Origin of the sequence: Acidimangrovimonas pyrenivorans, assembly GCF_042643245.1 — a bacterium.
Taxonomy (GTDB): domain Bacteria; phylum Pseudomonadota; class Alphaproteobacteria; order Rhodobacterales; family Rhodobacteraceae; genus Acidimangrovimonas; species Acidimangrovimonas pyrenivorans.
This window is the reverse complement of sequence record NZ_JBHRSK010000013.1, coordinates 106,879-129,036: the sequence shown is the minus strand read 5'-3', so window position 1 is coordinate 129,036 and position 22,158 is coordinate 106,879. Positions and strand designations below refer to the sequence as shown.

18 protein-coding genes are annotated in these 22,158 nt (G+C 70.1%); 1 reads left to right on the top strand and 17 read right to left on the bottom strand.

Annotated features, from left to right (window positions below):
• Positions 1-28: 28 nt before the first annotated feature.
• The 3 genes from bhcC to bhcA form a co-directional block, all read right to left on the bottom strand.
• Complete coding sequence (bhcC, locus tag ACFOES_RS15640) at positions 29-1,189, bottom strand: 3-hydroxy-D-aspartate aldolase BhcC (protein ID WP_377834242.1); 1,161 nt, start codon at positions 1,187-1,189, stop codon at positions 29-31.
• Positions 1,190-1,199: 10 nt separating this feature from the next.
• Positions 1,200-2,171, bottom strand: a complete 972-nt coding sequence (bhcB, locus tag ACFOES_RS15635) for a beta-hydroxyaspartate dehydratase BhcB (protein WP_377834241.1) — start codon at positions 2,169-2,171, stop codon at positions 1,200-1,202.
• Between the two features lie 87 nt (positions 2,172-2,258).
• On the bottom strand, positions 2,259-3,446 hold the full coding sequence (gene bhcA, locus ACFOES_RS15630) for an L-aspartate--glyoxylate aminotransferase BhcA (protein WP_377834240.1): 1,188 nt from the start codon (positions 3,444-3,446) through the stop codon (positions 2,259-2,261).
• A 184-nt stretch (positions 3,447-3,630) separates the two neighbouring features.
• Here bhcA and bhcR point away from each other — a divergent pair, with 184 nt between their 5' ends.
• Complete coding sequence (gene bhcR, locus ACFOES_RS15625; RefSeq protein WP_377834239.1) at positions 3,631-4,455, top strand: HTH-type transcriptional regulator BhcR; 825 nt, start codon at positions 3,631-3,633, stop codon at positions 4,453-4,455.
• 55 nt (positions 4,456-4,510) lie between these two features.
• Here the strand turns inward: bhcR and ACFOES_RS15620 are convergent, their stop codons facing one another.
• The 14 genes from ACFOES_RS15620 to ACFOES_RS15555 all read right to left on the bottom strand — a co-directional run bounded on the left by ACFOES_RS15620 (position 4,511) and on the right by ACFOES_RS15555 (position 21,974).
• Positions 4,511-8,113, bottom strand: coding sequence for a hydantoinase B/oxoprolinase family protein (locus ACFOES_RS15620; RefSeq protein ID WP_377834238.1), 3,603 nt, complete (start codon positions 8,111-8,113; stop codon positions 4,511-4,513).
• Between the two features lie 97 nt (positions 8,114-8,210).
• Positions 8,211-9,614, bottom strand: coding sequence for an FAD-dependent oxidoreductase (locus ACFOES_RS15615; protein WP_377834237.1), 1,404 nt, complete (start codon positions 9,612-9,614; stop codon positions 8,211-8,213).
• Positions 9,611-10,213, bottom strand: coding sequence for a cysteine hydrolase family protein (locus tag ACFOES_RS15610; RefSeq protein WP_377834236.1), 603 nt, complete (start codon positions 10,211-10,213; stop codon positions 9,611-9,613). The genes ACFOES_RS15615 and ACFOES_RS15610 overlap by 4 nt, the downstream gene beginning before the upstream one ends.
• Positions 10,210-12,261 carry a hydantoinase/oxoprolinase family protein gene (locus ACFOES_RS15605; protein WP_377834235.1) on the bottom strand — a complete coding sequence of 684 codons (2,052 nt, stop codon included), beginning with the start codon at positions 12,259-12,261 and terminating at the stop codon, positions 10,210-10,212. The genes ACFOES_RS15610 and ACFOES_RS15605 overlap by 4 nt, the downstream gene beginning before the upstream one ends.
• A 3-nt stretch (positions 12,262-12,264) precedes the next feature.
• A complete protein-coding gene (locus ACFOES_RS15600) occupies positions 12,265-13,908 on the bottom strand; it encodes a hydantoinase B/oxoprolinase family protein (protein WP_377834234.1) in 1,644 nt (547 codons plus the stop codon).
• Positions 13,905-14,768, bottom strand: a complete 864-nt coding sequence (locus tag ACFOES_RS15595; protein WP_377834233.1) for an isocitrate lyase/PEP mutase family protein — start codon at positions 14,766-14,768, stop codon at positions 13,905-13,907. The genes ACFOES_RS15600 and ACFOES_RS15595 overlap by 4 nt, the downstream gene beginning before the upstream one ends.
• On the bottom strand, positions 14,765-15,250 hold the full coding sequence (locus tag ACFOES_RS15590; RefSeq protein ID WP_377834232.1) for a LeuD/DmdB family oxidoreductase small subunit: 486 nt from the start codon (positions 15,248-15,250) through the stop codon (positions 14,765-14,767). Before ACFOES_RS15590 ends, ACFOES_RS15595 begins: the two co-directional genes overlap by 4 nt.
• Positions 15,250-16,518, bottom strand: a complete 1,269-nt coding sequence (locus ACFOES_RS15585; RefSeq protein WP_377834231.1) for a 3-isopropylmalate dehydratase large subunit — start codon at positions 16,516-16,518, stop codon at positions 15,250-15,252. The genes ACFOES_RS15590 and ACFOES_RS15585 overlap by 1 nt, the downstream gene beginning before the upstream one ends.
• Before the next feature lies 1 nt (position 16,519).
• Positions 16,520-17,221, bottom strand: a complete 702-nt coding sequence (locus ACFOES_RS15580; protein WP_377834230.1) for an ABC transporter ATP-binding protein — start codon at positions 17,219-17,221, stop codon at positions 16,520-16,522.
• The gene (locus tag ACFOES_RS15575) at positions 17,214-17,957 is read right to left on the bottom strand and encodes an ABC transporter ATP-binding protein (RefSeq protein ID WP_377834229.1); all 744 of its coding nucleotides are present in this window, start codon (positions 17,955-17,957) and stop codon (positions 17,214-17,216) included. Before ACFOES_RS15575 ends, ACFOES_RS15580 begins: the two co-directional genes overlap by 8 nt.
• A complete protein-coding gene (locus ACFOES_RS15570; protein ID WP_377834228.1) occupies positions 17,950-18,930 on the bottom strand; it encodes a branched-chain amino acid ABC transporter permease in 981 nt (326 codons plus the stop codon). The genes ACFOES_RS15575 and ACFOES_RS15570 overlap by 8 nt, the downstream gene beginning before the upstream one ends.
• Positions 18,927-19,799 (bottom strand): branched-chain amino acid ABC transporter permease, encoded by an 873-nt coding sequence (locus tag ACFOES_RS15565; RefSeq protein WP_377834227.1) that lies wholly within the window; start codon positions 19,797-19,799, stop codon positions 18,927-18,929. Before ACFOES_RS15565 ends, ACFOES_RS15570 begins: the two co-directional genes overlap by 4 nt.
• Before the next feature lie 58 nt (positions 19,800-19,857).
• Entirely contained in the window at positions 19,858-21,078 is a 1,221-nt protein-coding gene (locus ACFOES_RS15560) for an ABC transporter substrate-binding protein (RefSeq protein WP_377834226.1), read from the bottom strand.
• 62 nt (positions 21,079-21,140) lie between these two features.
• The gene (locus ACFOES_RS15555; protein ID WP_377834225.1) at positions 21,141-21,974 is read right to left on the bottom strand and encodes a GntR family transcriptional regulator; all 834 of its coding nucleotides are present in this window, start codon (positions 21,972-21,974) and stop codon (positions 21,141-21,143) included.
• Positions 21,975-22,158 lie beyond the last annotated feature (184 nt).

Genomic DNA, 22,158 nt, shown 5'->3' with positions numbered 1-22,158 from the left:
GGGAAGCGTCACTCCAAGTTGTCGGGCCTCAGTACGCCTTGCCGCGCGCCGTCACCGGGATCAGCCGCTCGACGACGCCGCCGCGCACGCCGACATACCAGTCCCAGACGTTGCAGGTCGGGTCGCAATGGCCCGGCACCAGCCGCAGCTTGTCGCCGACCGACAGCACGTGTTTCTTGTCCTCGATCACCCCGTGCTCGTCCGAGCACTTGATGTAGCTGACGTCGTCGCGGCCGAAGACCACCGGTAGGCCGGAGTCGACCGACTGCGCCTTGAGCCCGGCATCGCAGACCGCGAGCTGATCCTTGGCGTGGCTCATCACCCCGGTCAGCAGGAACAGCGCATGCTCGAACTGGGTCTCGTCGATGCGCTGGCCGTTCTCGTCATGGATGCGGCCGTAATCGGCGTCCATGAAGGCGTAAGAGCCGCATTGCAGCTCGTTATAGACGCCCGAGCTGCCCTCGAAATAGTAGCTGCCGGTGCCGGCGCCGCCGACGATGGCGCAGCTCAGCCCCTCGCCCTTCAGCGCCGCGACGGCGTCGGTCACCATCGCCACCGCGATGTCGATCTTGGCCTTGCGGTCGGCATATTCGGTCAGGTGCTGCATCGCGCCCTGATAGGCCTGGAGACCCGAGAAGATCAGCCCCTCGGCCGCGTCGATCGCCTTGGCGATCTCGACCACCGCCGGCGTCGTCGTCACGCCGCAGCGGCCCGCGCCGCAGTCGATCTCGACCAGCACCTCGATCGTGGTGCCGTGGCGCTGCGCCGCTTCCGACAGGTCGGCGACGTTGTCGATGTCGTCGACGCAGACGATGGTGCGGGCGCCCAGCTTGGGCAGCCGCGCCAGCCGGTCGATCTTGGCCGCGTCGCGGACCTGGTTCGAGACCAGCACGTCGCGCAGACCGGCACGGACGAAGGATTCCGCCTCGCTGACCTTCTGGCAGCAGATACCGCAGGCACCGGCCGCGATCTGCATCAGCGCGATATCGGCCGACTTGTGCATCTTGCCATGGACCCGCAGCCGCACGCCCATCTGGTCGGAGAAGCCCTGCATCTTGGCGATGTTGCGGTCCAGCGCGTCGAGATCGACGATCAGCGCCGGTGTCTGGATGTCGGCCTCGGCCATGCCCGGCGCGGCCGGGATGTCATAGCCGACTTCGAGGCCTTCGAATGTCACGGGAGCGTTCATGTTGTCCTCCTCAGCCCTTGATCCAGGGCAGATGGTCCAGGTCGACGTTGCCGCCGGTGATGATGACGCCGACGCGCTTGCCGGCAAAGATGTCCTTGTTCTTCAGGATCGTCGCCAGCGGCACCGCGCTCGACGGTTCCATGACGATCTTCATCCGCTTCCAGATCGTCTTCATCGCCGCGACGATCTCGTCCTCCTCGGCGGTCAGGATATCCGTCACGAAGTTCCGGACAAAGTGCCAGGTCAGCTCCTTCAGCGGCACCTTGAGCCCGTCCGCCACCGTCTCGGGCGCATCGTCGGCGATGATATGGCCGGCGCGGAAGCTGCGCGCCGCATCGTCGGCCTGTTTCGGCTCGGCGGCATAGACCTTCACCCCCGGCGCGACATGCGACAGCGTCAGGCAGGAACCCGAGATCATGCCGCCGCCGCCGATCGGCGCGACCACGGCATCGAGCCCCTCGACCTGGCTTGCCAGCTCGCGCGAGCAGGTGCCCTGGCCGGCGATCACGCGCGGGTCGTTATAGGGATGGACGAATTCGGCCCCGGTCTCGGCCACGACCTCGGCGAAGACCGCCTCGCGCGAGCTTGTCGAGGGCTCGCATTCCACCACCCGGCCGCCATAGCCCTTGACTGCGTCCTTCTTGGCCTGCGGCGCGGTGCGCGGCATGACCACGGTGCAGGGGATGCCCCGGCGCCCGGCGGCATAGCTCAGCGACAGACCGTGATTGCCGCTGGAATGGGTCGCGACCCCCCTGGCCGCCTGTTCGTCCGACAGCCCGAACACCGCGTTCGACGCCCCGCGCACCTTGAACGCGCCGGCTTTCTGGAAGTTCTCGCATTTGAAGAACAGCTCGGCCCCGGTCAGCCGGTTGAGATAGGACGAGGTCAGCACCGGCGTGCGGTGGATATAGGGCGCGATCCGCTCATTCGCCGCGACGACGTCGTCATAGGTGGGGATATACATCTCGCTCACGTCTTTCATCCGAGACTCCAAGCCTCTTCTTCTTTGTCAAAATACTCAAATCCGCCGGACCCCACAGGCGCGGCGCCCGGGCCAAGGCCGCCGGCCTCAGGCCGCCGCCCGCACCGCCGCGCCCTGGCCGCGATAGTAGTCCTGCGCCGCCGCGACGCCAGAACCCAGCGTTAGGGGCAAGCCGAGGTCGGCCATGCACATCTCGGCCACGGCCAGGCCCGACAGCATCATCGCGTCGGTCAGGCTGCCGAGATGGCCGATGCGGAACACCTTGCCGGCGACCTCGCCCAGCCCGACGCCGAAGGCCATGCCGTATTTCTCGGCCGCCAGCGTCACCACCGCTGTGCCGTCGAAACCCTCGGGCACGACCACCGCGGTGACAGTGTCGGAATAGAGCTCCGGCGAAACCGCGCAGGGGGTCATTCCCCAGGCGGCAACGGCGCGGCGGACGCCCTCGGCGATGCGGGCGTGGCGGGCATAGACATTTTCCAGCCCCTCCCCGGTCAGCATCTTCACCGATTCCGCCAGCCCGTTGATCAGCCCGACCGGCGGCGTGTAGGGGTAGCCGCCGCCGGCATAGCTGTTCAGCATGTCGCGGAAGTCGAAGAAGGTGCGCGGCAGTTGCGCCGTCTCCATCGCCGCCAGCGCCTTGCGGCTGACGCCGAGGATGGCCAGGCCGGCGGGCAGCATGAAGCCCTTCTGGCTGCCGGCGACGGCGATATCGACGCCCCAGCCTTCCATCTCGAACGGCATCGAGCCGATCGACGAGACGCCGTCGACGAACAGCAGCGCCGGGTGGCCGGCGGCGTCCAGCGCCCGGCGGATGCCGGCGATGTCCGATTTCACCCCCGTCGCGGTCTCGTTATGCGTCGCCAGCACCGCCTTGATGCGATGCGTTGCATCGACGGCGAGCGCGGCCTCGATGGCCGCGACCGGCGCGCCCTGCCCCCACGGGGTTTCGAGGATCTCGACGTTCAGACCGTGGCGCTGGCACAGGTCGATCCAGCGCTGGCTGAACATGCCGAAGCGCGCCGCCAGCACCGTGTCGCCGGGCGACAGCGTGTTCGAGATCGCCGCCTCCCAGCCGCCGGTGCCGGTCGAGGGCAGCAGGATCACCTCGCCGTCGCGCAGCCCCATGACCTGCTTCACGCCCGCGACGGCGGGGCGGAAGATCTTGGCGAAATCGGGCGAGCGATGGTCGAGCGTGGCCATGTCGCAGGCCTTGCGGATCGCTTCGGGGATATTCGTCGGGCCGGGAATGAAAACCGGGTTCTGCGCTGACATGCGAGGTCCTCCCAATGGATTGAGCAAAGGCTAGGGCCGCGGGGCGACAGGCACAATTTTTTCGAAAATGTTTTTCATTTTGCGAAAAATACAGCCAAGCCCCTTGCAAACAAGGGCGTTCGCGTTTTTCATTGGCTGAAATTGGCTTTCACCATATGGAAATTCGTTCCCGGAAGGCGCCGCCATGACCGACTCCCCCCCCGCCCCGCGCCCCCGTGGCCGGCCCAGGGCCTTTCACGACAAGACCGAGCAGAACACCGTCCAGTCGCTCGACCGGGCGATGCGGCTGCTCAGGCTGCTCAGTGACTCGGCCGGGCTGACGCTGAGCGAACTGGCCCAGCAGGCCGGCCAATCGCCGGCCACGGTCTACCGCGTGCTGGTGACGCTGCAGGGCCACGGCATGGTCGAGATCGAGGAGCCGGGGCAGCTGTGGCATGTCGGGCCGGGCAGCTTCCGCATCGGCTCGGCCTTCCTGCGCCGGACCAAGGTGGCCGAGCGCGCGCGCGGCCGGATGCAGGCGCTGATGCGGGCGACGGGCGAGACCGCCAACCTCGGCATCGAGAGCCGCGACGAGGTGCTGTTCCTGGCCCAGGTCGAGACCCACGAGGCGATCCGCGCCTTCTTCCCGCCCGGCACGCTGAGCCCGATGCATGTCTCCGGCATCGGCAAGGCGCTGCTGGCCTGGCTGCCCGAGGACCGGGTGCGCGAGATCGCTGCCCATCGCGGGCTGGAGCGGTTCACCCCCCGCTCGCTGACCAGCTTGGCGGCGCTGATGGACGACCTCGCCACGACAAGGGCGCGCGGGTATGCGGTGGACGATCAGGAAAAGGCGGAAGGCATGCGCTGCATCGCCGCGCCGATCTTCAACGCGTATCGAGAGCCGGTCGCCGGTCTTTCGGTTTCGGGCCCGACCTTCCGCATGGGGCTGGAAGATGCCGACCGGATCGGCGCCCAGGTCGTCGAGGCGGCGGCAGCCGTCACCGAGGCCATCGGCGGGGTGCGACCCTAGGGCCGGGGGCTTCGCGCCCCCGGACCCCCGCGGAGTATTTGGGCAAAGAAGAAGATCAGGCTTCCGGTGCCCCCCAGCCGCCGCCACCCGGGGTCAGCATCTCGAAGCCGGCGCCGGCGGGCAGGTCGCGCTCGTCGTTGCCGTCGAGGCGCTCGCGGCGGCCGTCGGACCACAGCGCCCAGTTCTCGCCCACCGCGCCGGGGGCGCCGCCGGCGGCGCCGAAGGGCGGAACGATGCGGTGCGAGCACAGCGTCGTCACCGTCACCGGTTCGAGGAAACGCAGCACCCGGCGGACGCCGTTGCCGCCATGCCATTCGCCGGCGCCGCCCGAGCCGGGGCGGATGCCGAAGACCTCGAGCCGGACCGGGAAGCGTTTTTCGAGGATCTCCGGGTCGGTCATCCGCGTGTTGGTCATGTGGCTCTGCACCGCGTCGCAGCCGTCGAAGCCGGGCCCGGCGCCGGTGCCGCCGGCGATTGTTTCGTAATTCTGGAAAGTTTCGTTCCCCCAGACGAAATTGTTCATCGTCGCCTGGCTGCCGGCGATCACCCCCAGCGCGCCGTAGAGCGCGTTGCAGGCGGCCTGGCTGACCTCGGTATTGCCAGCAATCACCGCTGCCGGATAGCGCGGGTTCAGCATCGTGCCCTCGGGCACGACGATGTCGAGCGGCTTGAGGCAGCCCTCGTTGAGCGGGATCTCCTTGCCGACCAGGGTGCGGAAGACATAAAGGACGACCGCCCGCGCCACCGCCAGCGGGGCGTTGTAGTTGCCCGCGTATTGCGCGCTGGTGCCGGTGAAGTCGATCTTCGCCGCGCGCGCCTGCCGGTCGACGCGGACCGCGACCTCGATCGTGGTGCCGATATCCATCGGGTAGGAGAAGCGGCCGTCCTTGAGCCGGTCGATCACCTGCCGCACCAGTTCCTCGGCATTGCGCTGGACATGGCCCATATAGGCCGTCACCACCTCCGCCCCGTAGCTCTCGACCACCTTGAGCAGCTCGCGCCGCCCGGTCTCGTTCGCCGCCACCTGGGCCTTGAGGTCGGCAAGGTTCTGGACCGGGTTGCGGCAGGGCCAGCGGCCGGAGCCGAGCACGGCGCGGGCCTCGTCCTCGAGGAACCGGCCCCGGTCGACGAGGCGGACATTGTCGATCAGCACGCCCTCCTCCTCGATCACGGTGCTGTCGGGCGGCGACGAGCCCGGCGTGCGGCCGCCGATATCGGCATGGTGGCCGCGCGACCCGAGCCAGAAGGCGGGCGTGTCGCCGACGAAGACCGGCGTCACCACGGTGACGTCGGGCAGGTGGGTGCCACCGTTATAGGGCGAGTTGAGCATGAAGGCGTCGCCGGAGCGGAACTGCCCGGCATTCTCGCGCATCACCGTCTTGATGCTGTCGGACATCGAGCCGAGATGGACCGGCACATGCGGCGCATTGGCGACAAGGTCGCCGGCCGCATCGAAGATGGCGCAGGAGAAATCGAGCCGCTCCTTGATATTCACCGACCACGAGGTGTTGGCCAGCGTCGCCCCCATCTGGTCGGCCACCGACATGAACAGGTTGTTGAACACCTCCAGCAGCACCGGATCGACCTCGGTCCCGGCCGCCGGCGGCCGGGCCAGCGCGGCGCTGCGCTCGAGGATCAGGTTGCCACGGGTATCGGCGCGGGCGGTCCAGCCGGGCTCGACCACCGTGGTGCCGGTCGGCTCGGTCAGGATGGCGGGGCCGGTGAGCTTGGCGCCGGCACCGAGGCTGTCGCGGGCATAGAGCGGCACCGGCCGGATCTCGCCGCCGAGGAAGACCTCGAGCTGGTCGCGCGGCTCCGGCATCCCTGCCTCGGGTGCGGCTTCCTCGGGCAATTCGCTGGCGCCGCCGATCGCCTCGACGCTGACCAGGTCGTAGAACAGCGCCCGTTCCGGCGAGGTGAAGCCGAAGCGGGCCAGGTGCGCGGCCTCGAAATCGGCCTGCATCTGTTCCGCCGTGCCGAACGGCACTTCGAGGGTCTGGTGCGAGCCCTCGTAGCGCAGATGGGCGCGGGCCTCGTTGCGGATGGTTTCCGGCGCAACGCCCTGGGCGGCGACCTCGGCCCCGGCCTGCTCGGCCAGCTTGTCGACGGCGGCCTGCGCGGCGGCGATATCGGCCAGCGGCGCGTCGAGCTGGACCTCGCGCAGGCTGCGGATCTCGGCCAGGCCCATGCCGTAGGCCGACAGCACGCCGGCGAAGGGATGCAGGAAGACCCGGCTCATACCCAGCGCGTCGGCGACGAGGCAGGCATGCTGGCCGCCGGCGCCGCCGAAGCATTGCAGGGTGTAACCGGTGACGTCATGGCCGCGCTGGACCGAGATCTTCTTGATCGCGTTGGCCATGTTGTCGACGGCGATGCGCAAGAAGCCCTCGGCCACCGCTTCCGGCGTCTCGGCCGGCTGACCGGTCGCTTCGGCGATCTCGACCGCCAGCGCGGCAAATTTCTCGCGCACCACCTCGGCGTCCAGCGGCTGGTCGCCCTCGGGCCCGAACACCGCCGGGAAATGGCGCGGCGACAGCTTGCCCAGCATGACGTTGCAGTCGGTGATCGTCAGCGGCCCGCCGCGGCGATAGGCGGCCGGACCGGGATTGGCGCCGGCGCTCTCGGGGCCGACCTGGTAGCGGCCGTCGCGGAACGAGCAGATCGAGCCGCCACCCGCCGCCACGGTATGGATGTCCATCATCGGCGCCCGCATCCGCACCCCGGCCACCTCGGTCTCGAACGAACGTTCGTAAACGCCGGCATAGTGGCTGACATCGGTCGAGGTGCCGCCCATGTCGAAGCCGATCAGGCGGTCGAAGCCGGCGGCCTCGGCCGTCTTGACCATGCCGACGATGCCGCCGGCGGGACCGGACAGGATCGCGTCCTTGCCCTGGAACCGCTGGGCGTCGGTCAGCCCGCCATTCGACTGCATGAACAACAGCCGCTCGGTCGCCGATCCCATGTCGAGCGCCTCGGCGACCTGGGCGACGTAGCGGCGCAGGATCGGCGAGAGATAGGCATCGACGACGGTGGTATCGCCGCGCCCGACCAGCTTGGCCAGGCGCGAGACCTCGTGGCTGGTCGAGACCTGGCTGAAACCCTCGGCGCGGGCGATCTCGGCCACGCGGGCCTCGTGATCGGGGTTGAGATAACCGTGCAGGAAGGCGATGGCGACGGCGCGGATGCCCTCGGCATGGGCGGCCTTGAGCGCGGCGCGGGCGGCTTCCTCGTCGAGCGGGGCGATCTCCTCGCCCTCGGCGTTCAGTCGGCCGGGCACCTCGGCGACCTGTTCATAGAGCAGGTCGGGGCGCTTGATGTTGAGGTCGAACAGCCGCGGCCGGGCCTGGTAGCCGATGCGCAGCAGGTCGCGGAAACCCTCGGTGATCAGCAGCAGCACGCGCTCGCCCTTGCGCTCCAGCAGGGCGTTGGTGGCCACCGTGGTGCCCATCTTGACGGCGCGGATGGCGCCTGCGGGCAGGACGTCGCCGGCGGACAGACCGAGCAGCTCGCGGATGCCCTGGACGGCGGCGTCGCGATAGCGCTCGGGGTTCTCCGACAGCAGCTTGTGGGTCACCAGGACGCCGTCCGGACGCCGCGCCACCACATCGGTGAAGGTGCCGCCCCGGTCGATCCAGAAATCCCAATTGTCCGCGCTCATCGTGCCCTCCGGTCCTGCCCCCCCTCACGGGTCCGGCATCGGTGGTGGAATGTCAACTCGGTAGAGGGCCGCGCCTCGGCGGGGCCGGAAGCGGCCGTCACGACCGGCGTGCCGCGCCCAATCGCGATGCGCCCTGCCCGGCAAGCGATCCGAAGGCGACGGCCGTCAGCAGGCCGTTGCCCGAGAGATAGCCGTCCGGGTCGGGGCCGGAAACGCCCGCCGCCGCGCCGCCGGCGGCGAAGAGATTGGGCAACGGCGTCCCGTCCGCGGTGAAGACCCGGGCGTCGTCGCCGATCAGCAGCCCGCCCTGGGTGTGGAACAGGGCGCCGGTGACGCGGACGGCGTGGAAGGGCGGCGTCAGCGCGGGACGCGTGGTGAAATTCCGGCCGAGCGGGTCCGTCGCCTGCCCCTGTGCACAAGCTGCGCAGAGGGCCAGTGTCTCGGCCAGCGCGGCCATGGGCAGGCCGGTGACCCGGGCCAGCTCGACCACGCTCGCCCCGCTCAGCACCGCCCCGGCGGCCTCGGCGGCGCGGAAGTCGGGAAAGCCGCGCGCCAGCGCCAGCAGCCGGTCGTCGAAGATGTCCCAGGCGATTCCGTCGGGCTGGTCCAGCACGTCGAGCGCCTGCTCGGAATAGCCGCGATGCTCGTCGGCGAAGCGCCGGCCGTCGGCATTGACCTGGATGCCGCCCTCGGCCATCAGCGCCCAGGTAATCAGCACCCCGTGCGGATGGGCGAGCGAGCCGTGGCCCTGGCAGCCGGACAGGTCCTGCACCGCGCCGCCCAGCGCCTGGCCCCAGAGCAGCGCGTCGCCGCGATTGCCGGGATGGCCGTAATAGGGCGCAGCGGCCATCGCCGGGACATGCCGGGCCACCAGCTCCGGGTTGCCGCCATAGCCCGAGCTGGCCAGCACCAGCGCGGCGCAGCCGATCCGTTCGACACGGCCGTCCGGACGGGTGACCTCGGCCGCGACCACGCGCTGCCCGTCGGCGTACAGCGCCGTCACATGGGCGTCGGTGACGACGGGGACGCCCGCCGCCTCGACCGCAGCGCCAAGCCGGGCCAGCAGCGCGGCGCCGGTGCGTTCCGGCACCGCGTGCATGCGGTGCGCCGAGTGGCCGGGATAGAGGAAATCGGTCAGCAATTCCCACTCCAGGCCATGCACCTCGGCCAGCCAGTCGAGCACCGGGCCGATGCTGCACGCCGCCAACGCCCCGAGCCGGGCATCGCCGGTGCCGTGGCTCTTGCGGGCGATATCGGCGGCGAAGGCCTCGGCGCTGTCGGTGACGCCGGCCGCCTTCTGCGTCCGCGTGCCCGGCGCCGGGATGAAGCCCGACGACATCGCCGTGCTGCCCGCCGGCCGCGGGTCGCGTTCCAGCACCATCGCCTCGGTCCCTGCATCCGCCAGCCGCAGCGCCGCCACCATGCCCGCCGCCCCGGCGCCGATCACCAGCACCTCGACGCTCAGGTCGAAGCGGTCCGGGGGCGGCAGCACCCGGCTCATGCCAGCCGCGCCGCCATCTCGGCGCAGGTCGCCGTCTCGGACACGGTGGCAAGCGCGGCGATGGTCGCCTCGTGCGTGGCCTCGGAAAAGGCGGCGCAGCCGTCGGTCAGCAGGATCGTGTGCAGGTCGCGGACATGGGCATCGCGCAGGGTCGAGGCGACGCCGCCATTGGTGACGATGCCGCAGACGATCACGGTGTCGATCCCGGTCTTGCGCAGCAGCCATTCCAGCCGAGTCTGGTAGAACGCCGAATAGGCGACCTTCTCGACGCTCAGGTCGGCCGGCTGCAGGGTATCGACAAGCTGATGGCCCCAGGCACCGGGCTGGAAGTCGCCCTTGCGCAGGAACGGCCGCAGCTTCTTGAGATGGGGCGAGATCATCGGCTCGCCGCCCTTGGCGGGGACCAGCGTGAACTGGGTCGAGACGATCCAGCCGCCCTTGGCGCGCAAAGCGTCGGCGACAGGTTTCACGCGTTCCGGCAATGCGGCGATGGCGGCGGCGGATTGGCCGGCGCGGCCATAGGCCCCCTTCGGGTCGAGGAAATCGTTCTGCAGATCGACGATCAGAAGCGCGGTGCGCGCGGGGTCGAAATCGCTCATGTCTGGCGCTCCAGGATCAGGTTGCCGAAGGTGTCGCAGCGGGCCTGCAGCCCGGGATCGACGAAGATCGTGGTGTCGGCCTGTTCCAGCAGGCACGGGCCGGAGACCACGGCGCCCACCGCCAGCGCGAGGCGGTCGTAGACCGGCACCTGCTGCCAGCCGCCGGCGACGAAGACATCGCGTCGGGCGATGACGCAGTCGGCCGCGGGGCGGCCGTCGGTCGGGGCGAAGACGGTCATGTCGAAGGGCGGGCGGCGGCCGATGACGGCGACGCGCAGGTTCATCACCCGCTTGGGAATGCCGTCCAGCAGCCGCCCGAAGGCCGCCTTGTAGGCCGCGTCGAAGGCTTCGGAGATCGCCTCTGCCGTCAGGCCGCCCTCGGGCACGGCCAGCGGCACCGCAACGGTATGGGTCTGGCCAAGATAGAGCATGTCGAGCTCGAACACCTCCTCGACCCCGGCGAAGGCCACGCCGGCGCGGTCGAGCAGGGCGTGCAGCTCGTCCGCCACCGCCTGCATCTCCTTGCCCAGCGCGTCGGCATCGAGCTCCGACAGCATCCGGTTCACCGTCCGCACCCGATCGTGGCGCATGTCGGCGACGACGCAGCCCAGCGCCGAGGTCACGCCGGGATAGCGCGGCACCAGCGCGCCCTTGAGCCCGCAATCGTCGATCAGCGCCCCGACATGGAGCGAGCCGCCGCCGCCGAAGGGCATGGCGTGGAACCGTGCCGGGTCGTAGCCGCGCTCGATCGAGACCAGGCGGATCGCCCCCGCCATCTTGGCATTGGCCACCCGCAGGATCGCCTCGGCGGCGGCTTCCGGGCTCAGCCCCAGCGGATCGCCGACGCTGCGGGCGACGGCGGCGCGCGCCGCCTCGACATCCAGCCGGTCGAGCGTGCCGCCGATCGGCCGGTCGGCATTGATCCGGCCGAGCACGAGGTTGGCATCGGTCAGCGTCGGCCGGTCGTTGCCGAGGCCATAGCAGACCGGCCCGGGATGCGAGCCCGCGCTTTCCGGCCCGACCTGCAGCAGCCCGCCCGCGTCGATCGAGGCGATCGAACCGCCGCCGGCGCCGATGGTGGTGATCTCGATCATCGGGGTGCGGACGACGAGACCGAAATCGATCGCGGTCTGCGCCGCCAGCGCCGCCTCGCCGCCGGCGATCAGCGACACGTCGAAGGAGGTGCCGCCGAGGTCGCAGGTGATGATGTCGCCGATCCCGGCCGCGCCGGCGATCGCCTGGGCCGCGCGCACGCCGGCGGCCGGGCCCGACAGCGCCGTGCGCACCGGGTAGGCCCGGGCGGTGTCGACCGACATCACCCCGCCATTCGACTGCACGATCAGCAGGTCGCCGTCGAAGCCGTGTTCGGCCAGCCCGGCGTCGAGCCGGTCCATGTAGGACGAGACGACGGGTTGCAGATAGGCGTTGAGGCCGGCCGTCGAGACCCGTTCGAATTCGCGGATCTCGGGCAGGATCTCGGTCGCGCGGGTGACATAGGCGTTGGGCCAGACGGCACGGACGGCCTCGGTCGCGGCACGCTCGTTGGCGTCGTTGGCATAGGAGTTGACGAAGAAGACCACGACCGAGGCGCAGCCCATCTCGAGCAGCTGCCGCGCCGCCGCCTGGACCTCTTCGGGATCGACGGCGGTCACCACGGTGCCGTCGGCATGGGTGCGCTCGGCCACTTCGAGGCGGCGGTCGCGGCGGATCACCGGGGTGAAATCGCCGCGCAGGCCCCAGGTCTGCGGCCGGTCGCGCCGCCGCATCTCGAGCACGTCGCGGAAGCCGGCGCTGGTGATCATGCCGGTGACGGCGCCCTTGCGTTCCAGCAGCGCGTTGGTGCCGGTGGTGGTGCCGTGGATCACCGAGGCGATGGCGCCGAAATCGTCGATCTTGCGGCCGATCCCCTCGACCAGCCCGCGCGACTGGTTGTCCAGCGTCGAGGGCAGCTTGGTGATCCCGGCCTCGCCGGTCTCCTGGTTGAGGACGAAGATGTCGGTGAAGGTGCCGCCGACATCGACGCCGACGGCATAGGGTTTGGTGGTCATGGATCAGCCCTTCGTCACATAGCCGAGATCGCGGTCGCGCTGGCGCGCCTCCGGGGTGCGGGCCGCCGGGTCGCCCCAGCCGCCGCCGCCGGGGCTTTCCAGCCGCACCCTGTCGCCGCGCGACAGCCTGGCGCCGTGGAGTTTCGAGGTCATCGGCGGTTCGGTCGGCACCCCGTTCACCGGGTAGGTGAAGCGGTTCAGCGCCGCGTCGCCGCCGCCATTGGCGCCGCGCGGCGCGTGGCGACCACGTTCGCCGAACAGGAACAGGTCGGCCTGCTCTTCCAGCAGCTCGATCTCGTAGACCGCGCCGAGGCCGCCGCGGTGCTGTCCGTCGCCGCCCGAATCCGGCCGCAGCGCCCATTCGGTGAACTTGACCGGGTAGGCGGCCTCGAGGATTTCCAGCGGCGGGATCGTCGCGGTCGAGATCGGGGCGTTGCCGTGGCTGAGGCCGTCGCCGTCGGAATGGCCGCCATGGCCGCCGCCGAAGAACGAGAACAGCACCCAGCGCCGGCCGTCGCCGCGCGTCCCCGCCATCGACAGCGCGTTGATCGTGCCATAGGCGCAGGCCGGGGCGCGCTCGGGCGCGATCCGGCCGACCGCCTGGAAGACGACGTCGATCAGGCGCAGGATGGTCTCGGTATAGCCGCCCACCGGTTTCGGCGCCTCGACCGCCAGCAGCGATCCGGGATCGGTGACCACCTCGACCGGGGCCAGCACGCCGGCATTGGCCGGCACGTCGCCGAAGATGTGCTTGAGGGCGACGTAGCAGGCCGCGACGGTAGTGGTGCGGGCGATGTTCACCGGCCCGGCGCAGGCCGGCGAGGAGCGCGAGAAATCGAGGGTCAGCGCATCGCCGTCGATGGTCATGTCGAGCGCGATCTTCAGCGGCGCATCGACGATGCCGTCGTTGTCGAGCCAGTCCTCGACGCTGACCTTGCCATCCGGCAGGCCGCGGATCTCGGCCCGCATGATCTCGGCGGCGCTGGCGCGCAGGGCGTCGAACGCCGCGGCGCAGGTGGCGTCGCCATATTCGTCCAGCAGCTGATGCATCCGCTTCACGCCCAGCTCCAGCGCGTTGATCTGACCGTTCAAGTCGCCGTAGAGCGAGCCCGGCAGGCGCGAGTTGGCCGACAGGATCGAGACGATGTCGGGCCGGTAGACCCCGGCATCGAACAGCTTGACCGGCGGGATCAGCATCCCCTCCTGGAAGCTCTCGGTCGCGACCGGGTTGTAGTTGCCCGGCACGTTGCCGCCGACATCGTGCCAGTGGCCGACCGAGGCGAGGTAGCAGAACACCTTGCCGTCGCGGAACAGTGGCCGGACGAGGCGGAAATCCGACAGGTGGGTGCCGCCGAGATAGGGATCGTTGAAGATCCAGACGTCGCCGTCCTTCGGCCCGCCCTCCTCGGCCGCCTTCTCGATCACCGCCTTGACCGCAAAGGCCATGACGCCGACGAAGATCGGCAGGCCCGACTTGCCCTGGGCCAGCGTCTCGCCGGTTTCGGCGTCGTAGAGCCCGTGCGAGGCGTCATGCGCCTCGGCGATGATCGGGTTGAAGGCCGAGCGGAACAGCGTCGCGTCCATCTCGTCGGCGATCTGCTCGAACCGGCCCTTGAGGATCGCGAGGGTGACGGGATCGAGGCTCATTCATCGTCTCCATAGCTGTCGCCGCGGGCGAGGATCGCGGGCGTGCCGATCAGGTCGTTGAGACCGGCGAAATCGAACATCCGGTCGGCGAAGGGGGCATTGGTGCCGTTGGCCATCAGGCTGGCGTAGAAGTCCTGCAGGGTGCGGGCGATGGCGCGCACCGCCCCGCCGGGAAAGATGACGAGGCTGAAGCCGAGGCGCTCCAGTTCGGCGGCGTCGGCGGCCGGGGTCTTGCCGCCCTCGACCATGTTGACCATCAGCGGGCAGCGCGGGCCGAGCTCGGCCACCACCCGGCGCATCTGGTCCTGGTCGCGCAGCGCCTCGACGAACAGCGCGTCGGCGCCGGCCTCGGCATAGGCATGGGCCCGCGCCAGCGCCGCCTCGAAGCCCTCGACGGCGATGGCGTCGGTGCGGGCGATGATCAGCGTCTCGTCCGAGGCGCGGGCATCGAGGGCAGCCCGGATTTTGCCCACCATCTCGCCCGTCGTCACCAGCGTTTTGCCGTCGAGATGGCCGCAGCGCTTGGGCAGGGTCTGGTCCTCGAGCTGGATCGCGTCGGCGCCCGCGCGTTCGAAGCTGCGCACCGTGCGCTGGACGTTCAGGGCGTTGCCGAAGCCGGTATCGGCATCGACGATCAGCGGCACCGCGACCCGGTCGCGGATCACCGCGATGGTCTCGGCGACCTCGGACATCGAGACGAGGCCGAGATCCGGCCCGCCGAAACGGGTATAGGCCAGCGAGGCGCCCGAGAGATAAAGCGCCTCGGCCCCCGACTGCGCCGCGACATGGGCGCTCAGCCCGTCGTAGACCCCCGGCGCGACGAGGATCCGGGGCCCCTTGAGGCGGGTTTTCAAGCTCATCTGCGGCCCTCCCCGGCCAGTCTCTTTTCCAGGTGCGGCACCAGACCGCCGTCGCGGATCATCTCGATCAAGAAGTCCGGTATCGGCTCGAGCACCAGATCGCCCCCGGCATGGCACAGCCGCGCGGCATCGACGTCGAGCGTCGCCTCGGCCCCGGCCTCGGGCAGCGGGCCCGAGACGATGGTGAAGACCGGCAGGCCGAGATTGATCGCGTTGCGGTGGAAGAGGCCGGCGAAGCTGGTCGCGACCACGCCCTGCAGGCCGCGCATCTTCAGCGCCTGCGCGGCCTGTTCGCGGCTCGAGCCAAGGCCGAAGTTGCGCCCGGCGACGATCACGTCGCCCGGCGCCGCCTGCGCCGCGAAGTCGGGGGCCGTGTCGATCAGGCAGTTCTGCGCCAGTTCCTCGATCGGGCGATGCATGAACCGGCCCGGCGCCAGCGCGTCGGTGTCGATATTGTCGCCCAGCCGCCAGACCCTGCCCATCACGCGCCCTCCAGGTGGTTGCGGGGATCGGCGATGCGGCCCTCGATGGCCGAGGCCGCGGCGGTATAGGGCGAGCACAGCCAGACCCGGCTGGAAGCGTCGCCCATGCGGCCCTTGAAATTGCGCGCGGTGGTCGACAGGCAGCGGATATCGGCGCCCAGCCGCGACGCGCCGTAGCCCGCGCAGATGCCGCAGGCCGTCGGCAGGATCTTCGCCCCCGCCTCCTCGAACACGGCCAGCGTTCCGTCTGCCGCCGCCCGCGCCTGATCGCGGACCGAGGACGGGGCGACGAGGATCTCGACCCCCTTCGCCGGCCGCCGGCCGCGCAGGATCTCGGCCGCCGCCATCAGGTCGGTGTATTTCGCCCCGGTGCAGGCGCCGATATAGATCACGTCGAGCGCCTGCCCGGCCTGTTCGTCCACCGCGGTGGCATTGGCCGGCGAATGCGGCGCGGCGACCTGCGGCGCCAGCGTCGCGGCGTCGAAATCGTGCCGCTCGGCGATCTCGGCCCCTGCGTCGCCCTGCCAGTGCCGCCAGTCGCCCGGATCGCCACCCGCCGCCGCGACATAGGCGGCGGTGGTCTCGTCCGGCGCGATCAGCCCGGCCTGGGCGCCCAGCTCGGCGGCCATGTTCGACAGCGTCATCCGCTCCTGCATGTTCAGCGCCCGGATCGCGGGACCGGTATATTCCACCGCCTGGTAGCGGCCGCCATCCATCCCCAGCCGGCCGCACATGGCCAGGATCATGTCCTTGGCCAGCACGCCGCGCGGCAGCGCGCCCTGCCAGTCGAGCCGGATCGTCTCGGGCACCCGGACCCAGATCTCGCCAGTGGCCAGCACGCCGGCCATCTCGGTCGCGCCGATGCCGAACATGTAGGCCCCGAAGGCGCCGCCGGTCGGCGAATGGCTGTCGCCGCCGGTGATGAACATCCCCGGCGCGACATGGCCGCGCTCGGGCAGGACGACATGGCAGATGCCCTGGCCGTCGTGGAAGGTGACGCCGTATTGCTGCGCCCAGTCCCGGGTGAGCTTCAGGATCGCGGCGCCGTCCGGGTCGTCGCCCGGGATGTAGTGATCCGAGATCAGCACCACCCGGTCGCGGTCCCACAGGCCGACGCCGAGGCGCTGCAGGATCGGCTCGACCCGGCGCGGGCCGCCGCTGTCGTGGATCATCGCCAGGTCGACGGAGGCGGTCACCACCTCGCCGGGGCGGACCGTCTCGCGCCCCGCCGCCCGGGCGATCAGTTTCTCGGCAAGGGTCATCGCCATCTCACACCCCCAGGTAGCTGCGTTGCAGGTCCGGGTCGGCCAGCAGTTCGGGCGCCGAGCCCGTCACGGTGATCGCGCCATTCTCCATCACGAAGCCCCGATGCGCGACCTCGAGCGTCAGGTGCACATTCTGCTCGACCAGCAGGATCGTCAGCCCGTCGGCATTGAGCCGGCCGATCAGCGCGAACATCTCCTCGACCAGGATCGGCGAAAGGCCGAGCGAGGGCTCGTCCAGGATCAGCAGCCGCGGCTCGGCCATCAGCCCGCGGCCGATGGCCAGCATCTGCTGCTCGCCGCCCGACATCGTGCCCGCCCGCTGGGCCAGCCGCTCGGCAAGGCGCGGGAAGGTGTCGAGGACGTGGTCGAGGTTGCGCGCCCGGTTCGCCCGGCCGCGGCGGTAGCCGCCCAGCCACAGGTTCTCGCGCACCGTCAGGTTGGGGAAGATGTGCCGCCCCTCCGGCACCAGCACGAGGCCGGCATCCAGCGCCGCCTTGGTGTCGCCCGCCGGCAGCGGCGCGCCCTCTAAGGCGATGCCGCCGCTCCACGGTTTCAGCAGCCCCGACAGAACGCCGTTGAAGGTGGTCTTGCCGACGCCGTTGGCGCCCAGCAGGGCGACGATCTCGCCCGCCGCGAGGTCGAGCGAGACGCCGCGCAGCACCTCGACCCGGCCATAGCCGGCATGCAGGTCCCGGACCTCAAGCATGGGCCGCCCCCTTCGCCAGTCGCGCGGCCATGCCATGGCCGAGATAGGCCTCGATCACCGTCGGATCGGCCGCCAGCGCGCGCGGCGTCCCCTCGGCGATCAGGGCGCCCTGGTTCAGCACCCAGGCATGGTCGCTCAGTTCCATCACCGCCTGCATCACGTGCTCGATCAGCAGGATCGTCACGCCCTGGTCGCGGATGGCGCGGATCACCGGGATCACATCGCGGATCTCGGCCGGGTTGAGCCCGGCCATGACCTCGTCGAGCAGCAGCAGCTTCGGCTCCGTCGCCAGCGCGCGCGCCACCTCGAGCCGCTTGCGCCCGGCCACGGTCAGGTCGGCGGCGTCGCGGTCGAGCCGGTCGCCCAGCCCCACCGCCTGCGCCACCTGCTCGGCCTTGGCCAGGGCGGCGGCGCGGTCGGCCAGGTGCATATGGGCACCGACGGCGATGTTCTCGCGCACGGTCTGGCCGGCGAAGGGCTGGACGATCTGGAAGGTGCGCACCATCCCGGCCCGGGCGATGCGGAACGGCTTTTCGCCGGTGATGTCATGGCCGAGGAAGCGGACGCTGCCCGCGTCGGGTTTGTGGAAGCCGGTGATCAGGGCGAAACAGGTGGTCTTGCCGGCGCCGTTCGGCCCGATCAGCGCCGAGATGCCGCCCTCGGCGAGGTCGAGATCCACCCCGTCGACGGCGGTCAGCCCGCCGAACCGCTTGGTCAATCCGCGCACTTCAAGCATCGCGCGCCCTCCGCCGCTTGCCCGCGCCCGGCGTCCGCCGGCCAAGCCTGTGGCCGAGGCCGGCCAGCCCGCGCGGCAGGAACAGCACCATCACCACCAGCACCGTGCCGTAGATCACCATGTTGGCGCCGGGGACGTCGCCCAGCGCGGTCTGCGCGACCTCGCCCAGCAGGTGCAGCGCGAAGGCGCCCAGCAACGGGCCGAACAGCGTGCCGATGCCGCCGACGATCGCCACCAGCAGCGCCTCGACCGACTGGGTCGGGCCGAAGGCGAGGCCGGGGTCGAGATAGAGATAACGCTGGGCATAGAAGACGCCGGCCAGCCCCATGAACAACCCCGACAGCGCCATCGCCTTCAACTTGGTGCTGAAGGCGTCGACGCCGACGGCGCTGGCGGCGTCCTCGTTGTCGCGCACCGCCAGCATCTGGGCGCCGAGCCGGCTGCAGCCCAGCCGCCAGACGGTCAGGAAGCAGGCGAAGGTCAGCGCCAGCAGCAGCCAGTAATAGCCCGAGAGCGCCTTGAACTGCAGCATCGCCGGCCGGGCGTCGAGCGGGATCAGGATGCCCTCGCCCGCGCCGGTCCAGGGCACGGAATTCGCCAGGATGCGGAAGACCTCGGCGAAGGCCAGCGTGACCAGCGCGAAATAGGAGCCGCGCAGCCCGTAGCGGAAGGTCAGCCAGCCCAGCCCGGCGCCGGCACCCGCGCCCAGCGCGCCGCCGGCGACGAGGCCGAGCCACGGGTTGACGCCAAGCTGCACCTGCAGCACCGCCACCCCGTAGGCGCCGACGCCGAAGAACAGCGCGTGGCCGAAGCTGAACTGCCCGGCATAGCCGCCGGCGATGTTCCAGGCCTGGCCGATCAGCGCCGAGAACAGCGCCAGCATGATCGCGTTCAGCCAGAAGGCCGAGGAGACGGCGAGCGGCACGACCGCCAGCACCGCGAAGATCGCGACCAGAAGGACGAGGCGGTTCATTGCACCCTCCCCAGCAGGCCTTGCGGCCGGAACAGCAGGATCAGGATGAAGATCGCGAAGATGCCGATCTGACCCAGGCTTTCGCCCAGGAACAGCCCGCCCAGCGCCTCGACCACGCCGATGACGATGCCGCCGATCAGCGCGCCGACGAAGCTGCCCATGCCGCCGAGGACGACGATGGTGAAGGCGATCAGGACGAAGCCGTGGCCGACGGTCGGCTGGACGTAGTAGCTGGGCATCAGCAGGCAGGCGGCGATCCCCAGCACGCCGACGCCGATGCCGAAGCTCATGGCATAGACATGGGGCACGTCGATGCCGACCAGCTGGGCGCCCTTCTTCTCCTTCGCCAGCGCCCGGATGGCGCGGCCGAGATCGGTCCGGGTCATGAGGGCCCAGAGAGCCAGCGCCGTCGCCACCGCGCCGAGGAAGGCAACCACCTTGGGCAGCGGCACGAAGGCGCCCAGCACGTCGATCACTGAGAAGCCGTAGGAGGTGTCGACGGTCTGGGTGTCGGAGGAGAACGCCATCAGCGCCACGTTCTCGAGGATGATCGACAGGCCCAGCGTCACCAGCAGGATATTCTCGTCCCGGCCATGCGCGGCCCGGGTGATCAGCCCGCGCTGCAGGCCATAGCCGAGCGCGAACATCAGCGGCGGCACGATCAGCAGCGACAGATAGGGATCGAGCCCCGCCAGCCGCCACAGGAAATAGACGGCGTAGAGCCCGACCATCAGCAGCGCCCCGTGGGCGAAATTGATGATGTGCAACACGCCGTAGATCAGCGTCAGCCCCAGCGCGATCAGCGCGTAGAGCGCGCCCGTCGTCACCCCGTTCAGGATCGCGGGCCACAGGATCGTCATCTCGGGCATCTTCGCCTTCCGCAGCTTGGGGGCGGCCCGGGCCGGAACCCGGACCGCCCCGACCGGATCAGACCATCGGGAACTTGGGCTCGGCCTGGGCGAACGCGGCCGGGCGGATCACGTCGATCTGGCCGCCCTGCACCTGGGTGTTCACCGGCTGGGCGCCCGTGTTCTGGCCGTCCACTATCTTGGTCGGGCCGTAGGGCATGCCGTGCTTGTCCCAGGTCGAGGCATTGAGCGCCGCGATCACCTTGTCATGGTCGGTCGAGCCCGCGCGCTCGATCGCGTCGGCCAGCAGGGCGACGGCGTTGTAGGTCAGGTAGACCTCGTAGGTGTAGAACAGCCCCTTGGCCTCGGCCGCCTTCTTGCGCGCCAGCGCCAGTTCGGACTTGGGGTTGAACCAGTGGTTGGTGTCCATCACCCCCTCGGCCGCGTCGGGGAAATCCTTGACGAACTTGTAGGACGAGGCCGCACCGCCGAGCACCGAATAGATCGCCTTGGGCTTGATCTGCTGCTGGCGGATGGTGCGGGCGAAGAGCACGTATTCGTTGTAGTAGTTCGCCGGGATGATGATGTCCGGGTTCGCCGCCTTGACCTGCAGCGCGATGTTGGTGAAGTCGCGCGTCGGCGTCGGATGGGCGATGACCTTGAGGATCTCGAAGCCGTGCTTGGGCAGCTCGCTCGACAGCAGCTTGGCGGTGCCGGTGCCGAAGGCCGAATCCTCGTGCACGATGACCACGGTTTTCGCCGGCGAGCCCGCCGCCTTGTTGATCGCGTCGAGCGCGCCGACCGCGTCCCTGGCAATCTTGCCGTAGCCGGGGCCGAAGCGGAAGGTGTTGGTCAGGCCGCGGGTCATGATGCTGTCGGCGACGCCGACATCGACGATATGCGGGGTGTTGGTCTTGGCCGCTTCCTGGCTGGTCGCCATGCAGATCGACGAGGCATAGCCGGCGACGATCCCGATCGCGCCGTCCTCGATCGCGCGGGCGGTTTCCGAGGCGCCGATCGCCGGCTTCGACTGGCTGTCGCCCAGCACCGCCTCGAGCGGCGCGCCGCCCATCGCCTTGATGCCGCCGGCGGCGTTGATGTCGGCGATCGCCATCTCGGCGCCGGCCCGGCACTGGTTGCCGGAATAGGACAGCGCCCCGGTGACCGGGTGGATCAGGCCGATCTTGATCCCCGCCGGGGCTGCGCGCAGCAGGCCCGGTGCGGCCAGCAGGCCGGTTGCGGCGGCCGTTCCCGCCAGAAAGCCGCGGCGGTCGAGCCCGCCTTTCGTACCATTGGTCATGTCGTTTCCTCTCTGTTGCGGTGTCAGAGGCGGTTGCCCCGCCTTCTTGTTGAAATGCGATGTCAGCTTCCGGGCATCGCCGCGGCGGCCGGCCCGGCAGAGGGGCTCTCGGCCTCCCAGCGTGCGCCGTCGGCGCCGCCGACGCGGGTCAGCTCCATGGCGAAGCGGTAGAGGTCGGGCCGGTAGAGGATCGAGATGAACTCGACCGGCCGGCCGTCGGCATCGCGCACCAGCCGGCGCACGTCGAGCAGCGCCGACCCGACCTGCACGCCCAGCGCCTGCGCCACCTGCGGCGCGGCCAGCCCCGCCGTGATCGTCTGCTTGGCCGAGGCGATCCGCACCCCGGCCCGCTCGAGCAGGTGCAAGAGCGGCTGCGCGCCCATATCCTCGGCGCTGTAGCTGCGGCCGATATCGGCCGGGATCCAGGTCTCGAGCCAGGACAGCGGCGTGCCGTCATGCGTCCGCACCCGGATCGAGCGCTGCACCTCGGCCCCCTCGTCCAGGCCGAGCTCCCGCGCCACGGCGCGGGGCGCGCGGCGATAGCCGAATTCGAGCACGCTGACCTCGGTCATCCGCCCCATGCGCGAGATGTTCTCGATCCAGCCGTCGACCGAAACCTCGAAAGGCAGTTTCGCGGCGCCCTGGGTGACGATGGTCCCGCGCCCGCGCGCGCGCGTCACCAGCCCTTCGGCCGCCAGCTCGTCCATCGCCCGCTTGGCGGTGATGCGCGAGACACCGAAGTTGTCGCAGATCTCGGCCTCGGACGGCAGGCGCTCGCCCTCGGCATGCGCCCCCGACAGGATGCGGTCGCGCAGTATCACCGCGACCTGGTGGAACAGCGGGATCCCGCTGCGGATATCGAGCGCCAGGGCGCCCGTCGATTCTGGCTGCTGCACGCGGTCCTCCTTCGGGCAGTCCTCGCAAACGCTATAATGTCATGTTGATATGTCAATAGGGTTTATCGAGATCTTCGTGACACCCTCTTTTGCGGGGTCTTCCCTCGCACCGCGCTAAGGCACCCTTGCCTCGGACGGCCGTCACGGCGTGGCAGACGATGACCCATCGCCCTCGGACGCACGG

Bases quoted from the DNA above. Each gene is read 5' to 3' on its own strand.
- bhcC (WP_377834242.1), bottom strand. From the start codon at position 1,189: ATGAACGCTCCCGTGACATTCGAAGGCCTCGAAGTCGGCTATGACATC.
- bhcB (WP_377834241.1), bottom strand. From the start codon at position 2,171: ATGAAAGACGTGAGCGAGATGTATATCCCCACCTATGACGACGTCGTC.
- bhcA (WP_377834240.1), bottom strand. From the start codon at position 3,446: ATGTCAGCGCAGAACCCGGTTTTCATTCCCGGCCCGACGAATATCCCC.
- bhcR (WP_377834239.1), top strand. From the start codon at position 3,631: ATGACCGACTCCCCCCCCGCCCCGCGCCCCCGTGGCCGGCCCAGGGCC.
- ACFOES_RS15620 (WP_377834238.1), bottom strand. From the start codon at position 8,113: ATGAGCGCGGACAATTGGGATTTCTGGATCGACCGGGGCGGCACCTTC.
- ACFOES_RS15615 (WP_377834237.1), bottom strand. From the start codon at position 9,614: ATGAGCCGGGTGCTGCCGCCCCCGGACCGCTTCGACCTGAGCGTCGAG.
- ACFOES_RS15610 (WP_377834236.1), bottom strand. From the start codon at position 10,213: ATGAGCGATTTCGACCCCGCGCGCACCGCGCTTCTGATCGTCGATCTG.
- ACFOES_RS15605 (WP_377834235.1), bottom strand. From the start codon at position 12,261: ATGACCACCAAACCCTATGCCGTCGGCGTCGATGTCGGCGGCACCTTC.
- ACFOES_RS15600 (WP_377834234.1), bottom strand. From the start codon at position 13,908: ATGAGCCTCGATCCCGTCACCCTCGCGATCCTCAAGGGCCGGTTCGAG.
- ACFOES_RS15595 (WP_377834233.1), bottom strand. From the start codon at position 14,768: ATGAGCTTGAAAACCCGCCTCAAGGGGCCCCGGATCCTCGTCGCGCCG.
- ACFOES_RS15590 (WP_377834232.1), bottom strand. From the start codon at position 15,250: ATGGGCAGGGTCTGGCGGCTGGGCGACAATATCGACACCGACGCGCTG.
- ACFOES_RS15585 (WP_377834231.1), bottom strand. From the start codon at position 16,518: ATGGCGATGACCCTTGCCGAGAAACTGATCGCCCGGGCGGCGGGGCGC.
- ACFOES_RS15580 (WP_377834230.1), bottom strand. From the start codon at position 17,221: ATGCTTGAGGTCCGGGACCTGCATGCCGGCTATGGCCGGGTCGAGGTG.
- ACFOES_RS15575 (WP_377834229.1), bottom strand. From the start codon at position 17,957: ATGCTTGAAGTGCGCGGATTGACCAAGCGGTTCGGCGGGCTGACCGCC.
- ACFOES_RS15570 (WP_377834228.1), bottom strand. From the start codon at position 18,930: ATGAACCGCCTCGTCCTTCTGGTCGCGATCTTCGCGGTGCTGGCGGTC.
- ACFOES_RS15565 (WP_377834227.1), bottom strand. From the start codon at position 19,799: ATGCCCGAGATGACGATCCTGTGGCCCGCGATCCTGAACGGGGTGACG.
- ACFOES_RS15560 (WP_377834226.1), bottom strand. From the start codon at position 21,078: ATGACCAATGGTACGAAAGGCGGGCTCGACCGCCGCGGCTTTCTGGCG.